Source organism: Comamonas sp. MYb21 (assembly GCF_037479395.1).
Classification (GTDB): Bacteria; Pseudomonadota; Gammaproteobacteria; order Burkholderiales; family Burkholderiaceae_C; genus Comamonas.
This window is the reverse complement of sequence record NZ_JBBGZC010000012.1, coordinates 115197-134646: the sequence shown is the minus strand read 5'-3', so window position 1 is coordinate 134646 and position 19450 is coordinate 115197. Positions and strand designations below refer to the sequence as shown.

14 protein-coding genes are annotated in these 19450 nt (G+C 63.7%); 6 read left to right on the top strand and 8 right to left on the bottom strand.

Features of this window, described 5'->3' with window-relative positions; all coding sequences use genetic code 11:
* The first annotated feature begins 67 nt into the window (after positions 1–67).
* Both fdxA and WH367_RS18705 read left to right on the top strand, forming a co-directional pair.
* Positions 68–397, top strand: a complete 330-nt coding sequence (gene fdxA / locus WH367_RS18710) for a ferredoxin FdxA (protein WP_021025807.1) — start codon at positions 68–70, stop codon at positions 395–397.
* 106 nt (positions 398–503) lie between these two features.
* Complete coding sequence (locus tag WH367_RS18705) at positions 504–854, top strand: antibiotic biosynthesis monooxygenase family protein (protein WP_312990027.1); 351 nt, start codon at positions 504–506, stop codon at positions 852–854.
* Between the two features lie 64 nt (positions 855–918).
* Here WH367_RS18705 and WH367_RS18700 read toward each other — a convergent pair whose 3' ends face one another.
* A complete protein-coding gene (locus WH367_RS18700) occupies positions 919–1419 on the bottom strand; it encodes a pyridoxamine 5'-phosphate oxidase family protein (RefSeq protein WP_339537185.1) in 501 nt (166 codons plus the stop codon).
* Between the two features lie 235 nt (positions 1420–1654).
* Entirely contained in the window at positions 1655–3559 is a 1905-nt protein-coding gene (locus tag WH367_RS18695; RefSeq protein ID WP_339537184.1) for a propionate--CoA ligase, read from the bottom strand.
* A 253-nt stretch (positions 3560–3812) separates the two neighbouring features.
* Between WH367_RS18695 and WH367_RS18690 the strand changes: the two genes are divergently transcribed.
* Together WH367_RS18690 and WH367_RS18685 are read left to right on the top strand one after the other, a co-directional pair.
* Positions 3813–5042, top strand: a complete 1230-nt coding sequence (locus tag WH367_RS18690) for a nucleoside recognition domain-containing protein (protein WP_339537183.1) — start codon at positions 3813–3815, stop codon at positions 5040–5042.
* Positions 5043–5071: 29 nt separating this feature from the next.
* Positions 5072–5716 (top strand): HD domain-containing protein, encoded by a 645-nt coding sequence (locus tag WH367_RS18685; RefSeq protein WP_339537182.1) that lies wholly within the window; start codon positions 5072–5074, stop codon positions 5714–5716.
* A gap of 11 nt (positions 5717–5727) precedes the next feature.
* On the opposite strand, the gene sbcB is transcribed toward WH367_RS18685, so the two are convergent.
* The 5 genes from sbcB to dnaE form a co-directional block, all read right to left on the bottom strand.
* Positions 5728–7185: an exodeoxyribonuclease I gene (sbcB, locus tag WH367_RS18680; protein ID WP_339537181.1), complete on the bottom strand. Its 1458-nt coding sequence runs from the start codon at positions 7183–7185 to the stop codon at positions 5728–5730.
* 53 nt (positions 7186–7238) lie between these two features.
* A complete protein-coding gene (gene cls / locus WH367_RS18675; RefSeq protein ID WP_339521240.1) occupies positions 7239–8693 on the bottom strand; it encodes a cardiolipin synthase in 1455 nt (484 codons plus the stop codon).
* A 112-nt stretch (positions 8694–8805) separates the two neighbouring features.
* Positions 8806–11148 (bottom strand): ATP-dependent Clp protease ATP-binding subunit ClpA, encoded by a 2343-nt coding sequence (clpA, locus tag WH367_RS18670; protein WP_021025815.1) that lies wholly within the window; start codon positions 11146–11148, stop codon positions 8806–8808.
* A gap of 63 nt (positions 11149–11211) precedes the next feature.
* The gene (clpS, locus tag WH367_RS18665) at positions 11212–11586 is read right to left on the bottom strand and encodes an ATP-dependent Clp protease adapter ClpS (RefSeq protein ID WP_021025816.1); all 375 of its coding nucleotides are present in this window, start codon (positions 11584–11586) and stop codon (positions 11212–11214) included.
* Positions 11587–11699: 113 nt separating this feature from the next.
* Entirely contained in the window at positions 11700–15245 is a 3546-nt protein-coding gene (gene dnaE, locus WH367_RS18660; RefSeq protein ID WP_339537180.1) for a DNA polymerase III subunit alpha, read from the bottom strand.
* 228 nt (positions 15246–15473) lie between these two features.
* Between dnaE and WH367_RS18655 the strand changes: the two genes are divergently transcribed.
* Positions 15474–16283, top strand: a complete 810-nt coding sequence (locus WH367_RS18655; RefSeq protein WP_116924449.1) for an outer membrane protein assembly factor BamD — start codon at positions 15474–15476, stop codon at positions 16281–16283.
* A 73-nt stretch (positions 16284–16356) separates the two neighbouring features.
* Here the strand turns inward: WH367_RS18655 and WH367_RS18650 are convergent, their stop codons facing one another.
* Complete coding sequence (locus WH367_RS18650) at positions 16357–18408, bottom strand: ATP-dependent DNA helicase (RefSeq protein ID WP_339537179.1); 2052 nt, start codon at positions 18406–18408, stop codon at positions 16357–16359.
* Positions 18409–18604: 196 nt separating this feature from the next.
* Between WH367_RS18650 and WH367_RS18645 the strand changes: the two genes are divergently transcribed.
* Positions 18605–19426, top strand: coding sequence for a PP2C family protein-serine/threonine phosphatase (locus tag WH367_RS18645; RefSeq protein ID WP_339537178.1), 822 nt, complete (start codon positions 18605–18607; stop codon positions 19424–19426).
* Positions 19427–19450 lie beyond the last annotated feature (24 nt).

Sequence of the window (19450 nt, the reverse complement as noted above, 5' to 3'; positions counted from 1 at the left end):
GCTTGTGCACAAAAACCGTAAAATCCTCCGCTGTTTGTTTGTCTGAATCACTGGCGAAAACCATTCCATGACCCACGTCGTCACCGAAAACTGCATCAAGTGCAAATACACCGATTGTGTGGACGTCTGCCCTGTTGACTGCTTCCGCGAAGGCCCGAACTTCCTGACCATCGATCCGGACGAATGCATCGACTGCGCCGTCTGCATCCCCGAGTGCCCTGCCAACGCCATCTACGCCGAGGAAGATGTGCCCGCAGACCAGCTGGCCTTTATCAAGCTCAATGCCGAGCTGGCATTGGCCGATGGCTGGAAGAGCATCACCAAGCGCAAGGCGCCGATGGAAGGTGCCGACGAGGCCAACGGCCAGCCCGACAAGCTCAAGGACCTGATCCGCTGAGCCAGCTTATGCAGGGACACCGCAGCTTGATGCCCAGCCCCTGAACCCGCCAAGCCAGCCTCCGTGCTGGCTTTTTTATTGTTTGCGCCCACCCAGAGCCACCGCCATGCACAGCGCCGCCTTTGCCAACACCCCCCAGCCCCCGTACTACGCCGTCATCTTCACCTCGCAGCGCACCGACACCGAGCACCAGCCCTATGCCGACATGGCCGATGCGATGGTGCTGCTTGCCGAGCAGCAACCTGGCTTTCTGGGCGCCGAAAGCACCCGGGGCAGCGACGGCCTGGGCATTACCGTGTCGTACTGGCAGACCGAGGAAGACATCCGCCGCTGGAAGGCCCAGAGCGACCACCTGGTCGCCCAGCGCATGGGCGCCGAGCGCTGGTATGCACACTACCAGGTGCGGGTGGCCAAGGTGGAGCGGGCCTACGGCATGCAGCACGCCAGCGCAGCCTGAACGAGGCATGCCCTGCGCCATGGACCAGGGCGCAGGGCATGCAGTTGGAGCCGATGCCCCAGATTTACAGCTTGATCTCGCGGTGCTCGCCCATGCCATCGGGGCGTTCACCGGTCACCGCTGATTTGGCCATCTTGAACAGCTGCACCAGCTTGTTTTCTTTCACATCCCAGTATTCGGCAAAATCAACCCGCGCCACCAGGATCTGCAAATTGGGGTCGGTCGGGCCATCGGGAAACCAAGCTTTAGCCATCGGGCTGAACAACTGCTCTTTCAGCGCCAGATCGTCACTGAGGGATCCCGTTGCCGATACCGAAACATAGCTGTCCTTATTGGGATCGGCGTAAGACACATTAATGGCGCTGGAGGTGCTGAGGCACCGCGACAAATCAGAGTCCCTACCCAGCAGGAAATACAAATTTTTATCCTCATCCATGCCCTCTTTGTTGGCCGTGGTCATCGGCGCGGCATGCAGGCTGCCATGTTCATGCTGGTGGGTGATCATCGCAAAGCGAATGTCCTTGATGAGTTCCCACAATTTTTCACGCGGATTGTCTTGGGCCATGGCGCAACTCCTGTCGAATTGGAAAATTTCACTGTATCGACGGGTCTGCGCAGCCCATGTAAGGCAAACGCCCTCCCTCAGATCGGCGCTTGCAGGGTCTGGCTGTGCTGGCTTGGCGCTCCAGCTGTAGTCCAGGCTGGAAGCACAAGTTGATTCAACGCGGCCACAACCCCATGGGATGCGTGCCCAGACAGCCCCCAAGGAACGCGCAATGCGCTCTTGCTGGAGACTCGGCTTAGCGTTCAGCCGCCGCCATCGCCGCCACCACCTGCTGCAGCGCTGCCGGGTCTTCCATCGTCGACAGATCGCCCGTGTCGCGCTTCTCAGCCACCGCCTGCAGCGCGCGGCGCAGCAGTTTGCCGCTGCGCGTCTTGGGCAAGGTGGCGACAAAATAGACGCGCGCCGGCCGCGCCACGGCACCGAGCTGGGCATCGACATGGTTACAGACGGATTTCTCCAGCGCGCTGCAGGCGGCGCTGTCGCCCGCCACCGCATTGCTGCGCGGCACCGCAAAGGCCAGCGCGACCTGGCCTTTCAAGGCATCAGCCACGCCCACGACGGCAACTTCTGCAATATCGGGGTGGCCGGAGATGCTTTCTTCGATCTCGCGCGTGCCCAGGCGGTGGCCAGCGACATTGATCACATCATCAGTGCGGCCCAGGATAAAGTAGTAGCCATCCTTGTCGCGCACACCCCAGTCAAAGGTGCTGTAGACCAGGCGGCCGGGGATGCTCTTCCAGTAGGTGTTGACAAAGCGCTGGTCGTCGCGCCAGACAGTCATCAGGCAGCCAGGGGGCAAGGGGCCTTCGATGGCGATCACGCCCTTTTGCATCGGCTCTACCAGCTCGGCGCCGGTCTCGCCATCGATCAGCTTGATGTGGTAGCCAAACACGGCCTTGCCCGGGCTGCCAAAGCGCGATGGCTGGGGCTCGACGCCGTTGCACAGCGTCAGGATCGGCCAGCCGGTCTCGGTCTGCCAGTAGTTGTCGATGATGGGGCGCCCGATGGCACCACTGATCCAGCTGGCTGTGGGCTCATCGAGCGGCTCGCCGGCCAGCCACAGCGCCTGCAGGCTGCTCAGGTCGTACTTGCTGAGGTACTCCGGATCCTGCTTTTTGAGCACACGGATCGCGGTGGGGGCCGAGAACATGTGCGTGACCTTGTATTTCTCGACCAGGCTCCACCAGATGCCCGGGTCCGGGCGCAGCGGCACACCTTCGTACATGAGGGTGGCCATGCCGCCGATGAGCGGCGCATAGATGATGTAGCTGTGGCCCACGACCCAGCCGATATCGCTGGTGCAGAAAAAGGTCTGGCCCGGCTTGGCATCGAAGATCGCCGGCAGGCTGGCGGCCAGCGCTACCGTGTAGCCGCCGGTGTCGCGCTGCACGCCCTTGGGCTTGCCGGTGGTGCCGCTGGTGTAGAGCGTGTAGCTGGGGTGGGTGGCCTCTACCCATTCGCAGGGCACCTGCGCATCCAGATGCTGGGCACGCAGATCGGCCCAGAGGTGGTCGCGGCCCGGCACAAGCTGCATGGGGGCCAGGTCCCGGTCCACCATCAGCACCGCCTGGGGTTGGTGGCTGGCCAGCGCAATGGCCTCGTCCAGCAAGGGCTTGTAGGGCACAACTTTGCCGGCGCGCGAGCCGGCATCGGCGCTGATGATGACCGTGGGCTGGGCATCGTCAATGCGGGTGGCGAGCGAGCCCGAGGCAAAGCCGCCAAACACCACCGAATGGATGGCGCCGATGCGCACGCTGGCCAGCATCGCGATGGCGGCCTCGGCAATCATCGGCATGTAGATCTGCACACGGTCGCCCTTTTTGACGCCCAGCGCCAGCAGCGCTGCGGCCATGCGCTGCACCTCGCGGTGCAGCTCGGCATAGCTGTAGCTGCGCTCGGTATTGGTCTCGGTCGATACCGCAATCAGCGCGGCCTGGTCGCCGCGCTCGGCCACATGGCGGTCGATGGCGTTGTGGCAAAGGTTGGTCTGGCCGCCGACAAACCAGCGCGCAAATGGCGGGTTGCTGTAGTCACAGATCTGTTGGGGCGGCACATGCCAGTCGATGCGCTGCGCCTGCTCGGCCCAGAAGGCATCGCGGTCATGGATCGAGCGGGCGTAGAAGTCGGCAAAACGGCTCATCGAAGTCTGTCTCCATCTTTTGTTGTGCAGCCATTATTTCCCTTTGTCTTGCATACCGCTGACAAATGTGTGCATGGTTGCGTTTGCAATCTTGTGGTTTTCCCGCATACACGCGAGCAGCCCAGAGGGGCTTTTGCAGCGCCCTGCACAGTTTCCGCGCTGGCTGGCCCGGCCGGGCTGCGGCATCGCGCACAATCAGCGGCATGGCGCACCGCCCCGGTGCTGCGGCGCGCCGGATGACGAAGGATGTCCCATGCTCAATGGCTTGTGGCTGGGTTTTTTTGTGGTGGCGGCCTTGGCCGCATTCGCGCAGTGGCTGCTGGGCGGCAATGCGCAGATTTTTGGCGACATGGTGCAGGCGCTGTTTGCCATGGCCAAGCTCTCGGTCGAGGTGATGGTGCTGCTGTTTGGCACGCTCACGCTCTGGCTGGGCTTTTTGAAGATTGCCGAAAAGGCTGGCCTGGTCGATATGCTGGCCCGCTGGCTCGCGCCCTTGTTTGCCCGGCTGATGCCCGATGTGCCGCGCGGCCACCCGGCCTTGGGCCTGATGACCTTGAACTTTGCCGCCAACGCGCTGGGGCTGGACAACGCCGCCACCCCCATCGGCCTCAAGGCCATGCGCGCGCTGCAAGAGATCAACCCCTCGCCCACCGCGGCCAGCAATGCACAGATTTTGTTTCTGGTGCTCAATGCCTCGTCGCTGACCCTGCTGCCGGTGACCATCTTTATGTACCGCATGCAGCAAGGCGCGCCCGACCCAACCCTGGTCTTTCTGCCGATCTTGCTGGCCACCTCGGTCTCGACGCTGGTGGGCTTGGTGTCGGTGGCCATCGTGCAGCGCCTGCCGCTGTGGCACCCGGTGGTACTGGCCTATCTGCTGCCGGTGGGCCTGGTGCTGGCTGGATTCATGGCCTTTTTGGCGACCTTGACGTCCACGGCGATGGCGCAGGTGTCGTCCCTCCTGGGCAACCTGACCTTGTTTGGCCTGGTGGTGCTGTTTGTCGTGGTGGGCGCGCTGCGCAAGGTGCCCGTGTACGAGAGCTTTATCGAAGGCGCCAAGGAAGGCTTTGATGTCGCCAAGGGCCTGCTGCCCTACCTGGTGGCCATGCTCTGCGCCGTGGGCCTGTTTCGCGCCTCCGGCGCGCTGGGCTATGCGCTTGACGGCATCCGCTGGCTGGTCCACCTGAGCGGCATGGACACGCGCTTTGTCGATGCGCTGCCCACTGCGCTTGTCAAGCCGTTCTCGGGCAGCGCTGCGCGCGCCATGCTGATCGAGACCATGCAAAGCCATGGCGTGGACAGCTTCCCGGCGCTGGCCGCCGCCATCATCCAGGGCAGCACCGAGACCACCTTCTATGTGCTGGCGGTGTACTTTGGCGCCGTGGGCATCCAGCGCGCGCGCCATGCAGTGCCCTGCGCGCTGCTGGCTGAGTTCTCGGGCGTGGTGGCCGCCATTGTGGTCTGCTACCAGTTCTTTGGTTGATTGCAGACGAGACATCTTCAGGAGTTGCCATGACCAGCAGCAGCGCAGATGCCCAGATTTTCAGCGCCGCTTGGGATCGCGCCTGGCAGGCGCTGGGCCTGGCCCCAGCCATTGACGCCTTGCCGCAGCTGCTGGCAGCGCATGCCGGGCCTGATCGCCATTACCACGGCCTGCAGCATATTGCCGAATGCCTGCAATGGCTGGAGCAATTGCGCCCACAGGTAGCGCAGCCGGCGGAGCTGGCGCTGGCCCTGTGCTTTCACGACGCGATTTATGACCCGCAGGCCAAGGACAATGAGCTGCGCAGTGCAGCGTGGGCGCAAGCGGTGATGCAGGCAGCCGGGGCCGCGCCCGATGCCGTGCAGCGGGTGGATGCACTGGTCATGGCCACCTGCCATTTCCAGCCCGCGCAGGCGCAGCTGCCGGCAGACAGCGCCTGGATGCTGGATATTGATCTGTCCATCCTGGGCGCGCCCGCCGCGCGTTTTGCGCAGTACCAGGCGCAGATCCAGGCCGAATATGCCTGGGTGCCCGCTGCCGACTATGCGCTGCGCCGACAGGCGGTGCTGCGCAGCTTTTTGCAGCGCCCGGCCATTTACCAGACGGCGACCATGCAGGCCCGGCTGGAGGCCCAGGCCCGCCAGAACCTGGAGCAGGCGCTGGCGCTAGCCTGATTCAATACCGCTCAGGCATCGGGCATGATCGCATCGGCCCAGTCGTAGAGGGTGCCGAGAATCTCTTCGGCGCGCTCATCAGCTGTTTCGGACAGCTGGTCGATCTCGGCAAACATCTGCTCGGCCGTGCGCGCGCCGCCCAAGCCCTCTTGCAAAAAGGCAACGCGCAGCTCCAGCCAGCGCTGCTGCTCATCAGGCGTCAAGGAAGCAGGAAAATTGCGCGCCCGGTAGCGGAACAGCAGCTCATGCAGACGCTCATCGTCAAAACCGGGCTTGGCCACAGCCAACTCCTGCGGGTGCATGGTGGTCAGCTGGGTCAGGCGGCGGCGGTCGGCCTGGCCGATAAAGCCGCTGTACAGATCCTGGTCCACATCCACGCCCTCGAGCGGTGGGCGGTCAAACACGGCAGCCCAGGTGGCGCTCATATCGGGCAGATCGCGGGCAATCGCGGCATGGCGCAGCGCCTGGTCCATGTCGATCTGCCAGCGGGCGGCCTGCTCGGCGCTCAAGGTGCGCAGGCTGCCGACGACCATCGGCGATTTGTTCAGGTGCACCGTCTTGATCGGCAGGCGCGTCGTGCCTTCGGGCAGATCCGCCGCCGCACTGAACATGCGCAGGCGCATCTCGTCCACCGACAGCTCCGGCAAGTGGCTCGGGTCCTGCGACAGGTCCCAGGCGATGATCTCGTTCTTGTTCGTCGGGTGCTGGGCCAGCGGCCAGGCCACGGCAATGCAGCCGCGCTCGACCCCGTACATGCCCGAGACATGCAAAAAGGGCCGGGCGTTGGCGGAGGTGGCCGGCAGGGCCAACTCCTGCATCACGCGGTCCTTTTTGTGCAGGCCCAGCGCAAAATCAAACAGGCGCGGCTGCAGGCGCTTGATGAGGCGGGCCAGGCCAATGGTGGCACGCACATCGCTCAATGCATCATGCGCCGATTCATGCAGGATGCCGTTGGCGCGTGCCAGGTCTTCGAGCTTGAAGCTGACCGAGCCGTCGTCCTTTTGGGGCCACTGGATGCCTTCGGGGCGCAGCGCATAGACCATGCGCACGACATCGAGCAGATCCCAGCGGCCGCAGCCGTTTTGCCACTCGCGGGCATAGGGGTCACGCAGGTTGCGCCACAGCATGTAGCGCGTCACCTCGTCGTCAAAACGGATGGTGTTGTAGCCCACGCCAATGGTGCCCGGGCGGCCCAGCTCGGCCTCTACGGCCGCAGCAAACTGGTGCTCGGGCACGCCCTGCTCCAGGCAGTGCTGGGGCGTGAGGCCCGTGATCAGGCTCGCCTGGGGGCTGGGCAGGTAGTCAAGCGCAGGCTGGCAGTACAGCATGACCGGCTCGCCGATCTCGTTGAGATCCATGTCCGTGCGGATACCGGCAAACTGCGCGGGGCGGTCACGGCGCGGCACGGCGCCAAAGGTTTCGTAGTCATGCCAGAAAAAGCTGGCGGAGGCGGACGAGGAATTCTGCATGCCCGCTAGTATGCCTGCTCCGGTCACTGCCGCAGAGCAACGTGGGCCCGCAACTACAGAAGCGGCGAGAACAAGCGCGCGATCGAATCCCCCAGCCGGGGCAAAAAGCGCTGCTTGCGGCGCGAAGCCACCTGTTTGGAACGCATCAGGTCGGTGTTGAACTGGTCCTGCAGCCGGGCGTTCAGCTCCGGCCCATAGCCAATCGCGCAGACCTCGTAGTTCAGGCGAAAGCTGCGGTTGTCAAAGTTGGCCGTGCCGATGATGGTCAGGTTGTCATCGACCACCAAGGTCTTGGAGTGCAGCATGCGCGCGCTGTATTCGTAGACCTTGGCACCGGCGCTGATCAGCTCCTCGTAGTACGAGCGGGCAGCGGCCGTCACAAAGATCGAATCGGACTTCTCCGGCACCAGCAGCCGCACATCGACGCCGCGCAGCGCAGCGCTGGTCAGCGCATACATGGCCGGCTCGGTTGGCACAAAGTAAGGCGTGGTCAGCCAGACCCGCACGGTGGCCGACTGGATGGCGGCGACATGGGCGCGGTGGATGGGCTCGGTGGGGTTGTCCGGGCCCGAGCTCACCAGCTGCATCGCATGGGGGCCATCGGGCATATCGGGCAGCAGCAAGTCCAGGTTGGCAGGCATGTCCTGGGCCGACTTCTCCAGCGCATAGGCCCAGTCTTCCAAGAAGGTGGTCTGCAGCCAGGTGACGATGGGCCCCGCCATGCGCAGGTGCACATCGTGGTAGGCATTGGTGTTGACGCGGCGGTCTTCTTCATCGGTGATATTGACGCCGCCGGTAAAGCCGATCTGGCCGTCCACCACCAGGATCTTGCGGTGGCTGCGGAAGTTGATCACCGGGCGCAGGCGCCTGCCGATGCGTGTGGGGTGGAAGACCGCAAACTCGCCGCCCGCCTCCAGCAAGGGCGCGATGAACTTGCGGTTGACGCGCTTGGAGCCCAGCGCATCGACCAGCATGCGCACTTTGATCCCCGCCTTGGCGCGCTCGACCAGCGCATCGCGCAGGCGCGTGCCGGTCTGGTCGGGCTCGAAAATATAGTATTCCAGGTGCACATGGTGGCGGGCCTGGGCCACGTCTTCCAGAATTCGGTCAAAGGTGGCGGCGCCGCCGCTCAGCAACTCCACGCTTTCGGCCGAGGTGATCGGGAAGCCGCAGGTGGCTTCGACCAGCTTGACCATCTCGCGCAGCTGAGCAGGTGCCTCGGGTTGGCCGTCGCGGATGCGGCGCGTGGTCTCGCGCACATGGTTTTTGTTGCGTGCGCGCAGGCGTTTGATGCGCTGGCGCTTCATGCGCTGCGGGCCGATGAAGTAGTACACGATCAGCCCCACCACGGGCAAGGAGCCCATGGACAGCAGCCAGCCCAAGGTGGCCACCGGCGCGCGGCGCTGCATCAGAATCCAGATACCCACCACGCCGAGGTAGATCGGCCAGATCACGGACAGCAGCGCGACGATGTTTTCCTTGGTCAGATACGGAGAGAGGGACGCCACAGCAGCGCGCTCCTGTTGAGGGGACTGCCCAGTGTAGCCTGCCACCGTGACAGTCCCACGCAAAAAAACAGCCGCATGGAGCGGCTGTCTTTGTCCTCAAGGCGCGGGGGCCTCAATCGGCGGCGACTTCCTCTTCAGGCTCGGCCGGCTCTTGCTTGGCGCGCTCCTTCTTGGGCAGCGGCTGGATGTCGAGCATCACCTCGGGCTTGTCGGCGTTGCTGTCGTCCCAGTCGACGCTCAGGCGCCCACCATCGGTCAGGCGACCAAACAGCAGCTCGTCGGCCAGCGACCGGCGGATCGTGTCCTGGATCAGACGCTGCATCGGCCGCGCACCCATCAGCGGATCGAAGCCGGTCTTGGCCAGGTGCTTGCGCAGCTTGTCGCTGAACGTGACCTCGACCTTCTTCTCGGCCAGTTGCTGCTCGAGCTGGAGCAGGAACTTGTCGACCACGCGCAAAATGACCTGCTCGTCGAGTGGCTTGAAGCTGACGATGGCGTCCAGCCGGTTGCGGAACTCGGGCGTGAACAGGCGCTTGATGTCGCCCATCTCGTCGCCCGCCGCGCGCGGGTTGGTAAAGCCAATGACGGCCTTGTTCATCGTCTCGGCGCCCGCATTGGTGGTCATGATGATGATCACATTGCGGAAGTCGGCCTTGCGTCCGTTGTTATCGGTCAAGGTGCCGTGGTCCATCACCTGCAGCAGCACATTGAAGATATCCGGATGCGCCTTCTCGATTTCGTCGAGCAGCAGCACCGCATGGGGCTTCTTCGTCACCGCCTCGGTCAGCAGACCACCCTGGTCGAAACCGACGTAGCCGGGCGGCGCGCCGATCAGGCGCGAGACCGCATGGCGCTCCATGTACTCGGACATGTCAAAGCGAATCAGGTCGATGCCCAGGATATAGGCCAGCTGCTTGGCAGCTTCGGTCTTGCCGACACCCGTGGGGCCCGAGAACAGGAACGAACCAATCGGCTTGTCCACCTTGCCCAGGCCGGAACGCGCCATCTTGACGGCCGAAGCCAGCACTTCGAGGGCCTTGTCCTGGCCAAAGACCACGCTTCGCAGGTCGCGCTCCAGGGTCTGCAGCTTGCCGCGGTCGTCATTGCTGACGTTGGCCGGCGGAATGCGGGCGATCTTGGCGACGATCTCTTCGATCTCGGTCTTGCCAATGGTTTTCTTGCGCTTGGAAGGCGCCAGAATGCGCTGCGCGGCACCGGCCTCATCGATCACGTCAATCGCCTTGTCGGGCAGATGGCGGTCATTGATGAACTTGGCCGACAGCTCAGCGGCTGCCTGCAAAGCGGCCACCGCGTACTTGACGTTGTGGTGCTCTTCGAAGCGGGACTTGAGGCCCTTCAGAATATCGATGGTCTCGGGCACGGTCGGTTCGACCACATCGACCTTCTGGAAGCGGCGCGACAGCGCGGCATCTTTTTCGAAGATGCCACGGTACTCGGTGAAGGTGGTTGCACCGATGCACTTGAGCTGGCCGCTCGACAGCGCCGGCTTGAGCAGGTTGGACGCATCCAGCGTGCCGCCCGAGGCCGCACCGGCACCGATCAGGGTGTGGATCTCGTCGATGAACAAGATCGCATGGGGCTTGTCCTTCAAGGCCTTGAGCACGCCTTTCAAGCGTTGCTCAAAATCACCCCGGTACTTGGTGCCCGCCAACAGCGAGCCCATGTCCAGCGAGTAGACGGTGGCCTCGGCCAGCACTTCGGGCACATCTTCTTGCGTGATGCGCCATGCCAGGCCCTCGGCAATCGCCGTCTTGCCCACGCCGGCCTCCCCCACCAGCAGCGGGTTGTTCTTGCGGCGGCGGCACAGGATCTGGATCGTGCGCTCGACCTCGTACTGGCGGCCGATCAGCGGATCGATCTTGCCATCCTTGGCCTGCTGGTTCAGGTTGACGGTGAACTGCTCCAGCGGCGAGGCCTTTTCAGCGCGCTCGGCGTTGTTGCTACCCACCTCTTCCGCATCCGAGCTGGACTCGGACTTGGGCAGCTCGGGCGTGTCATTCTTCTTGATGCCATGGGCGATGTAGTTGACCACATCGAGGCGCGTGACGCCCTGCTGGTGCAGGTAGTACACGGCATGCGAGTCTTTTTCGCCAAAAATGGCCACCAGCACATTGGCGCCGGTCACTTCCTTCTTGCCATTGCCGGTGCTTTGCACATGCATGATGGCGCGCTGGATCACGCGCTGGAAACCCAGGGTGGGCTGGGTGTCCACCTCGTCCTCACCGGCCACCTGCGGGGCATTGTCCTTGATGAAATTGGTCAGCGACGCGCGCAGGTCGTCGATATTGGCAGAGCATGCGCGCAACACCTCGGAAGCACTCGGGTTGTCCAGCAAGGCCAGCAGCAAATGCTCCACGGTGATGAATTCGTGGCGCTGCTGCCTGGCTTCGACAAAAGCCATGTGCAAGCTGACTTCCAGTTCCTGAGCAATCATTTGAAACTCCTTTATTGCTTGCCAAATACACTCAACTTGCTTCTAGATGAGGACCAGATTCCGTTATTCAACAGGCTCCGATACGGCTTGAAGCGGGTGACCCGCTCCGTTGGCGGCATCCATCACCTGCGCCACCTTGGTTTCGGCGATTTCATGCGAGTACACCCCGCAGACACCTTTCCCATCCAGGTGGATCTTCAGCATGATCTGGGTGGCCGCTTCGCGGCTCTTGCCAAAAAAATGCTGCAGTACCTCAATCACAAACTCCATTGGCGTGAAATCATCGTTGAGCATGACCACCTGGTACATCTTCGGTGGCTCCACCCGCTGGGCGATGCGCTCGACCACCAGCGCCCCCCCGCCGTCCTCCGGAGGTTGGGGCGTTGCAGGCAGATTCGGCGAGGGAGGAACAACAGGTTTCGTGGCCATTGAGATCATTCTATAAGGCTAAATTTCCACATGGACAAAGATGGTGATGCTTTTATGAACTTCAATACAGCGGCGCCAGCAAAGGCTGGTGCCGCGTATTTTCAACCCGGGCAAAACCGTTACTAGGCCATGCTTTCGTAAACGATTTTGATGGCTTCGTGGCCCGCTTCCTGGGACCAGGCCGCCATGGCCTGGTCGCTGGGGAAAAAGCGTGCGGCATCGCCCAGGTTGAGTTCCACCCCGGCCCGCGTCTGGCCCTGGCCGCAGACGACGCCCAGGCGGATCTTGAGGCCGTGGCGCAGCAGGCCTTCGTCGGTGTGCTCCTCGACTGCGGGAAACTCCTGAATCAGCCGCGCAACATCGGGCTGGTGGCGGTCGGTGTTGACCAGCAGGTAGCGGCCAAAGCGCGCCCGGGCCTCGGCCAGGCCCCAGACATGCTGTGCCTTGGCGCGCAGGCCGCCGCTGAAGCGATCCAAACCCACGCGGGCGCTCAGGATGACGAACTCGTCGTCCTTGAGTTGCTCCTTGTGGCGACTCCAGGTGGCTTCGTCGATCGAGCCCTCAATGACCGATGATTTGTCGTCGATCTTGAACAGCACCATCTTGCCCCGCTGGCCGTTGATGATCCGCAGCTCGCTGATGATGCCCGCCACCGTCTGGGGCTCGCGGCTGTCCTTGAGTTGGGAGATGGGGGTGCGCACAAACTGACGCACTTCCAGCTCCACCTCGTCAAACAAATGGCCCGAGAGGTAGAAACCGATGGCGGTCTTCTCCTGCACCAGGCGCTCCTTGATGCCCCAGGGCAGCACATCGGCCAGCGGCGGCTCCTGGGTACTCGATCCCACGGCGTCATCACCCATCATGTCAAACAGGCCGCCCTGGTTGGCATTGGCATGGGTTGTGGCGGCAAATTCGAAGGCGACATCGACCGATTCGATCAAGGCGCGGCGGTTGAGCTGGATGCTGTCAAAGGCACCGCCCTTGATCAGCGCCTCGACCGTGCGCTTGTTGAGCTTGCTGCGGTCCACGCGCAGGCAGAAGTCAAACAGGCTCTTGAACGGGCCCTTGGTATCGCCCTGCGGCCCCGTGCCCTTGCCTTCGCGCGCGGCCACTATCGCCTCGATGGCGGCCTGGCCGGTGCCCTTGATGGCGCCCAGGCCGTAGCGGATCACCTTGTCGGTCACCGGCTCAAAGCGGTGGTGGCCCCGGTTCACATCGGGCATTTCAAAGGTCACGCCCATCTTCAGCGCGTCTTCGTACAGCACCTTGAGCTTGTCGGTGTTGTCCATTTCTACGGTCATATTGCCGCAGTAGAACTCCGCCGTGTAGTGCACCTTGAGCCAGCCGGTGTGGTAGGCCAGCAGCGAGTAGGCAGCAGCGTGCGACTTGTTGAAGCCGTAGCCGGCAAACTTCTCCATCAAATCGAACACTTCGTCGGCCTTGGCCTCGTCGATGCCGATCTTGGAGGCCCCTTCTCGGAAGGTGGCACGGTGCTGCACCATCTCCTCGACCTTTTTCTTGCCCATCGCGCGGCGCAGCAAGTCGGCGCCGCCCAGGCTGTAGCCGCCCAGCACCTGGGCGGTCTGCATCACCTGCTCCTGGTAGACCATGATGCCGTAGGTCTCGGACAGCACCTTCTCGACCAGCGGATGCGGGTACTCCACCACTTCCTTGCCGTGCTTGCGTGCCACAAAGCTGGGGATCAGGTCCATCGGGCCCGGGCGGTAGAGCGCATTCAGCGCAATCAGGTCTTCCAGGCGGCTGGGCTTGGCTTCCTTGAGCATCTGCTGCATGCCGCGCGATTCAAACTGGAACACGGCTTCGGTCTTGCCGGCCGAAAAGAGCTGGTAGGTGCGGGCGTCGTCAAGCGGGATTTCCTCGAACTTGAAGTTCTCCTGCCCCTTGTGGCGCTTGATGATGAATTCGCGCGCGATCTCCAGAATCGTCAAGGTCGCCAGACCCAAGAAGTCGAACTTGACCAGGCCCACGGCCTCGACGTCGTCCTTGTCATACATGGCCACTGCCGAGGTACTGCCCGGCTGCTGGTAGAGCGGGCAAAAATCGGTCAGCTTGCCCGGCGCAATCACCACGCCCCCGGCGTGCATGCCGATATTGCGGGTCATGCCTTCGAGCTTCTGGGCCATCTCGATCAGGGTCTTGACGTCCTCTTCCTTCTCGATGCGCTCGGCCAGGATCGGCTCTTCCTTGATCGCATAGGTGTACTTGTCGCCGTCCTTCGGAGGATTGGGCGGGTACTTCAAGGTCACATGCAGGCCCGGCTTGTTCGGGATCAGCTTGGAGATGCCATCGCAAAAGCCATAGCTCATGTCCAACGCGCGGCCCACGTCGCGGATCGCCGCGCGCGCGGCCATCGTGCCAAAGGTCGCAATCTGGCTCACCGCATTGCGGCCGTAGAGGTCCTTCACATAGTCGATCACCCGGTCCCGGTTGGCCTGGCAAAAGTCCACGTCAAAGTCGGGCATCGAGACGCGCTCTGGGTTCAGAAAGCGCTCGAACAGCAGGTTGTAGTGGATCGGGTCCAGATCGGTGATCTTGAGCACATAGGCCACCAGCGAACCTGCCCCCGATCCCCGGCCCGGGCCCACCGGGCAGCCATTGTTCTTGGCCCAGTTGATAAAGTCCGCCACGATCAGGAAGTAGCCGGGAAAACCCATCTTCAAGATGATGCAGAGCTCAAACTCCAGCCGCTCGACATACTTGGCCCGCTCGGCCTCGCGTTTGGCCGCGTTGGGGAACAGCAACTGCAGACGGTCTTCCAGCCCGTCGAACGAGGCCTGGCGGAAGTACTCGTCGATCGGCATGCCATTGGGCGTCGGGAAATCGGGCAGAAAGTACTTGCCCAGCTGCAGGGTGACGCTGCATCGGCGCGCAATCTCGGCGGTATTGGCAATGGCGCTGGGCAGGTCGGCAAACAAGGCCTCCATCTCGGCAGCGGTCTTGAGGTACTGGTCGCGGGTAAAGCGCTTGACGCGCTTTTTGTTGCCCAAGGTCTCGCCCTCGGCAATACAGACGCGGGCCTCGTGCGATTCGAAATCGGCCGGTTTGGTGAACTGCACCGGATGCGTGGCCACCACCGGCAGCTTCAGGTGGGCAGCCAGCGCCACCGCAGCGGCCACATGGCTTTCGTCATCGGCGCGGCCAGCGCGCTGCAACTCGATATAGAAACGATGCGGAAACAGGCTGGCCAGGCGCAGAGCCACACCACGGGCGGCCTTTTCATCGCCGCGCATCAGCGCCTGGCCCACGGGCCCGGCTTGCGCGCCCGACAGCACGATCAGGCCCTCGGACAGCTCCTCGAGCCAGGCCCAGGTGCACTGGGGCTGGGCCTTGACGGTATCGGCCATCCAGATGCGCGCGAGGATCTCGGACAGATTCAGATAACCCTGCTGGCTCTGGATCAGCACGATGATGCGTGAGAGCGGGCCACCGGCCACCTCGGGCTCCAGCGCCAGCTCGGCGCCCAGAAGGGGTTTGACACCTGCGCCGCGCCCGGCTTTGTAAAACTTGATGGCGCCAAACAGGCTGTTCAGGTCGGTGAGCGCCATCGCCGGCTGGCTATCACCCGCAGCAAACTTGATCAAATCGCCCACGCGATTGGTGCTGTCGATGATGGAAAACTCGGAATGGATGCGAAGGTGTACGAACATATCCCTGCATTGTAGGAAAGCCGCAGCACCGCCGCTGCAAACCATGGCATATCTGGCGCGGAATGTTACACAGCCCTACAGGCGACAAGTCCGGCTCTGCGGCAGCGGGCTGCGCGCCGATTACAATGGCCCAGATCAGAGGGCGCGGCACGGGCTGCCCCGCTGCGTGGCGGGCTTTGCCGCCCCACGCAGTTTTTCAGCTTTCCGTCCATGGATTTCAAGCCAAAAATGCTGTTTGCGTACCCCAAATCGAAGGTTCCCGCTATCGCTTCCGTAGCACTTGCCGCTTTGCTGGCAGGCTGTTCATCGACCGATGTGGATCCCACCGCCGGCTGGAGCCCGAACAAGATTTATTCGGAAGCGCGTGACGAGGCGTCGTCCGGCTCGTTCGACAAGGCCATTCCGCTGTATGAAAAGCTCGAAGGCCGCGCCGCCGGCACCGCGATGGCGCAGCAAGCCCAGCTGGAAAAGGCCTATTCCCAGTACAAGAGCGGTGAAAAGGCCCAGGCCATTGCCACCTTGGACCGCTTTGTCAAGCTCCACCCGGCGAGCGAAGGCGTGGACTATGCGCTCTACCTCAAGGGCCTCGTCAACTTCAACGAAAACCTGGGTCTTTTCTCCTGGGTGTCCAAGCAGGACCTGTCCGAGCGCGACCAGAAGGCCGCCAAGGACTCTTTCGAGTCCTTTCGCGAGCTGACCACGCGCTTTCCCGAGTCCAAGTACGCACCCGACGCCGAAAAGCGCATGCGCTACATCGTCAACTCGCTGGCCCAGTACGAAGTGCATGTCGCCCGCTACTACTACGAGCGCGGCGCCTATGTGGCCGCCGTCAACCGCGCGCAAGCCGCTATTGCCGACTACAAGGAAGTGCCGGCGCAAGAGGACGCGCTCTACATCCTGATGCTGTCCTACGAGCGCCTGAACATGGCCGACATGGCCGCTGACACCAAGCGTGTGCTGGAAGCGAGCTACCCCAACACCCGCCTGCTGGCCAATGGCTTCCGCAAGGAAGAGCGCCCCTGGTGGAAGATGTGGTGATGCAACGCGCTTGATGCGCTTTATTAGATAGCCAAGCGGCTGCTGCAGATCAGAACTTGCAGCAGCCGTTTTCTTATGTGCGCGACGCTGTGCCCGCCAAGGCCTGCAAAAATGCCGGCAAGGCCGCGTCATCCAGGCTGGGCAGCGGCGGCAGTGCCGCCAGCAAGGCAGCGCCATAGCTGCGGCTGTGCAGCCGCTCATCGGCAATCACCACCACCCCCTGGTCGCTGGCAGACCGAATCAGCCGCCCAACACCCTGGCGCAGCTGCATAGCGGTTTGGGGCAACACATAGCGCCCAAACGCATCGCGACCCGCAGCCCGCAGCGCCTGCACGCGCGCCGCATGCAGCACATCATGGCGCGGCGGAAATGGCAGCTTGTCGATCACCAAGAGCTGCAGCGCCTCGCCAGGCAGATCCACCCCTTCCCAGAGGCCCAGGGTACCCACTAGCACCCTGCCGGCCTTGCCGCCGGGCGCCGCGCGCATCGCCTGCAGCAAGCGGCGCTTGGGCTGCTCGCCCTGCTGCAGCACGCCGATGGCCTGGCCTTGCAGCCCCTGGCGCAAGGCCTGGGCCAAGGCCTCCATCGCGGCTGTGGATGTGCACAGCACCATGCAGCGGCCTCCCAACGTCCTGAGGTGTGGTAGCAGCCATTGCGCCAGTGCCTGCGCGCGCTCGGCAGCCGCTGCATCGGTGCCGGGCAGGCCCTGGGGCACCACCAGCCGGGCCTGCTGCGCCCAGTCAAAATGGCTGCGCAAACGCAGGCTGGCAAGCATGGGCGCATCGCCAGTTTCGCTGTTGTCGCTGCGCAAGCCCAGCCCTTGCGCAAACCAGGTCAGAGCCTCGTCATCGCCCAAGGTGGCCGAGGTAAACAGCCAGCGCTGCACGCCCTGCCCCAGCCAGCTGCTGGCCTGCACCTGGGGGCCCAGCGCCTGCAACGCCTGCCACAGCCACAGGGGAGATTCGCGAAAGCCCTGGCGCCAGGCATAGCGCCCATGGGCCTGCAGGTCGCCCCCCTGGCCCGCGCGCACAAAACCGGGGGAATCCCACCAGCGCACCCGATCCTGGCCCGCGCCCTGCGCCCACTGGCGCAAGGCCTGCAGCATCACATCGCCCTGGCCTGCGAGCTGGGCCACTGCGGCCGCACTGCCGGCCACCCCTTGCAAGGCGGCGACCAGGGCCGATAGCAGGTTGTGCAGGTTGACCAGCGCCTGGCGGCTGGTGGAGCGGCTTGCCGCATCGGTGGGTGCATCGGCGGGGCCCAGCAAGCGCTGCTCGGCCTCCATCCACTGCACCAGGGCCTGCTGCACCTGCTGCAGCAGGGCATGCCAGGGCGCAAAGCCGCGCGCATGCAGGCCGGTCTCGCGCTCCACCGTCTGGAGGTAGTCGCGCATATCGCCGACATTCAGGCCCTTGGCCAGCACTTTGAGGCCAATGGCCTGCAGTTGGTGGGCCTCGTCCATCACCATGGTTTGCGCCAGCGGCACAAAGCCGTGGTTCACGCCCAGCATCTGGCGGTGGCGCAGTTCGCTGAAAAACAGATGGTGGTTGATCACCAGAATATCGGCCTGCGCGGCGCGGGCCCGGGCCTGGTTGGAGAAGCAGCGCTCAAAGTGGCTGCAGCGCTGGCCCAGGCATTCGTCATGGCTGGCGGTGATGTGCGGCACGAGGCTGGGCAGATGGCTGATATCGTCCAGCTCGGACAGATCGCCGCCCTGGGTGCTTTGCGCCCAGCGCTCTACCTGGGCCAGCGCGCCGGCATGCCGGCCTTGCAGCTTGCTGCGCGCCTGCTCCAGGCCCTGCAGGCAGACATAGTTCTCCCGCCCCTTGAGCACAGCCACCTTGCGCTGCAGGCCCTGGTGGGCCAGCAGCGCCGGAATGTCCCGGTCCACCAGCTGGTCCTGCAGTGCGCGCGTCGCGGTACTGACCACAAAGCGCTCCTGGCGCGCCAAGGCCGCTATCAGATAGGCATAGGTCTTGCCCGTGCCGGTAGGCGCCTCGATCGCCACCCGCTGGCCCTGGGCCCAGGCCGCCTCGATGGCCGCGATCATCTGCTCCTGCTGCGGACGCAGGCGCAGCGGGGCATCAGGGGCACTATCGCTAGCAATGGCGACGGACAAAGGCATCAAAAAAGACGGGTTTCGGGGGCATGGCAGTCTAGCGCGTTCAGCGCCCCGCCCCCGCGTACTGCCCCGCAACGCCCCTGGCGTTGGTATACAAACATCGGTTGGCAGCATCACCCGGCATGCTTTGGCGGCCTGCCGGGCAATCTGCTCTATGATTCCCCCTTCGCCACCCCACTTGCCCAGCCCCCCCCCGCGCATGAGCACCAGCTACCGCCTCTCTGCCGCTACCGGCCTCCACAAAGGCGACCGGCCCTACCAGCAGGACCAGGTCATCATGCTCGCCCACCCGCGCGCCAAGGGCTGCGTGCTGGCCGTGGTGGCCGATGGCATGGGCGGCCGCAGCGGCGGGCGTGCGGCATCGGACCAGGTCATGCTGACGGCCAAGCAGGTGTTTGAGCGCTACTCGCCAGAGACCGACAACGCCGAAGAAATGCTGGGCAACTTGGTGCGCGAAGCCCATTTGCTGATCCGCCTGGTGGCCATTGCCGCCGAGCAGGAGCCCCACAGCACCATTGCAGCCTTTTTGATCTTGCCCAACAGCGCCTGCGCCTGGGTGCATTCGGGCGATTCGCGCATCTACCATTTCCGCGATGGGCAGCTGCTCTACCAGACCAGTGACCACTCCTATGTGCAGACCCTGGTCGACCAGGGCCAGATCACGCTGGAAGAAGCGCGCTACCACCCGCAATCGAATATCTTGCTGCACTGCCTGGGTACGGCCGATGACCCCCCCTTGATCCACCACCGCATCCCCATGCTCAAGCAAGGCGATGTGCTCCTGGCCTGCAGCGATGGCATCTGGCATTACTTCTCGCCCGATGAGCTGTCATCGATCACCCGCCTGCTCTCGCCACGCGAAGCCAGCCAGTTCCTGATCGAGCGCGCCCGCATGCGCGCCTCGGGCTCGGGCGATAATATGTCGCTGGCCATCGTCAAGGTCGAGCCGCTGCCGGCAGAAGCGATCCAGGCCGTGGTGCCCGGCAGCAAACGCGCCAAGGCCAAACCGGCACGCAGTTAAAGCGGTGAAGCCGATCCCTTCAAA

What these genes read in the sequence shown, in the direction of transcription:
- WH367_RS18690 (WP_339537183.1), top strand. Translation starts at nt 3,813, where the DNA reads ATGCTCAATGGCTTGTGGCTGGGTTTTTTTGTGGTGGCGGCCTTGGCC.
- WH367_RS18685 (WP_339537182.1), top strand. Translation starts at nt 5,072, where the DNA reads ATGACCAGCAGCAGCGCAGATGCCCAGATTTTCAGCGCCGCTTGGGAT.
- WH367_RS18700 (WP_339537185.1), bottom strand. Translation starts at nt 1,419, where the DNA reads ATGGCCCAAGACAATCCGCGTGAAAAATTGTGGGAACTCATCAAGGAC.
- WH367_RS18695 (WP_339537184.1), bottom strand. Translation starts at nt 3,559, where the DNA reads ATGAGCCGTTTTGCCGACTTCTACGCCCGCTCGATCCATGACCGCGAT.
- clpS (WP_021025816.1), bottom strand. Translation starts at nt 11,586, where the DNA reads ATGATCTCAATGGCCACGAAACCTGTTGTTCCTCCCTCGCCGAATCTG.
- WH367_RS18650 (WP_339537179.1), bottom strand. Translation starts at nt 18,408, where the DNA reads ATGCCTTTGTCCGTCGCCATTGCTAGCGATAGTGCCCCTGATGCCCCG.
- WH367_RS18705 (WP_312990027.1), top strand. Translation starts at nt 504, where the DNA reads ATGCACAGCGCCGCCTTTGCCAACACCCCCCAGCCCCCGTACTACGCC.
- fdxA (WP_021025807.1), top strand. Translation starts at nt 68, where the DNA reads ATGACCCACGTCGTCACCGAAAACTGCATCAAGTGCAAATACACCGAT.
- sbcB (WP_339537181.1), bottom strand. Translation starts at nt 7,185, where the DNA reads ATGCAGAATTCCTCGTCCGCCTCCGCCAGCTTTTTCTGGCATGACTAC.
- clpA (WP_021025815.1), bottom strand. Translation starts at nt 11,148, where the DNA reads ATGATTGCTCAGGAACTGGAAGTCAGCTTGCACATGGCTTTTGTCGAA.
- WH367_RS18655 (WP_116924449.1), top strand. Translation starts at nt 15,474, where the DNA reads ATGCTGTTTGCGTACCCCAAATCGAAGGTTCCCGCTATCGCTTCCGTA.
- dnaE (WP_339537180.1), bottom strand. Translation starts at nt 15,245, where the DNA reads ATGTTCGTACACCTTCGCATCCATTCCGAGTTTTCCATCATCGACAGC.
- WH367_RS18645 (WP_339537178.1), top strand. Translation starts at nt 18,605, where the DNA reads ATGAGCACCAGCTACCGCCTCTCTGCCGCTACCGGCCTCCACAAAGGC.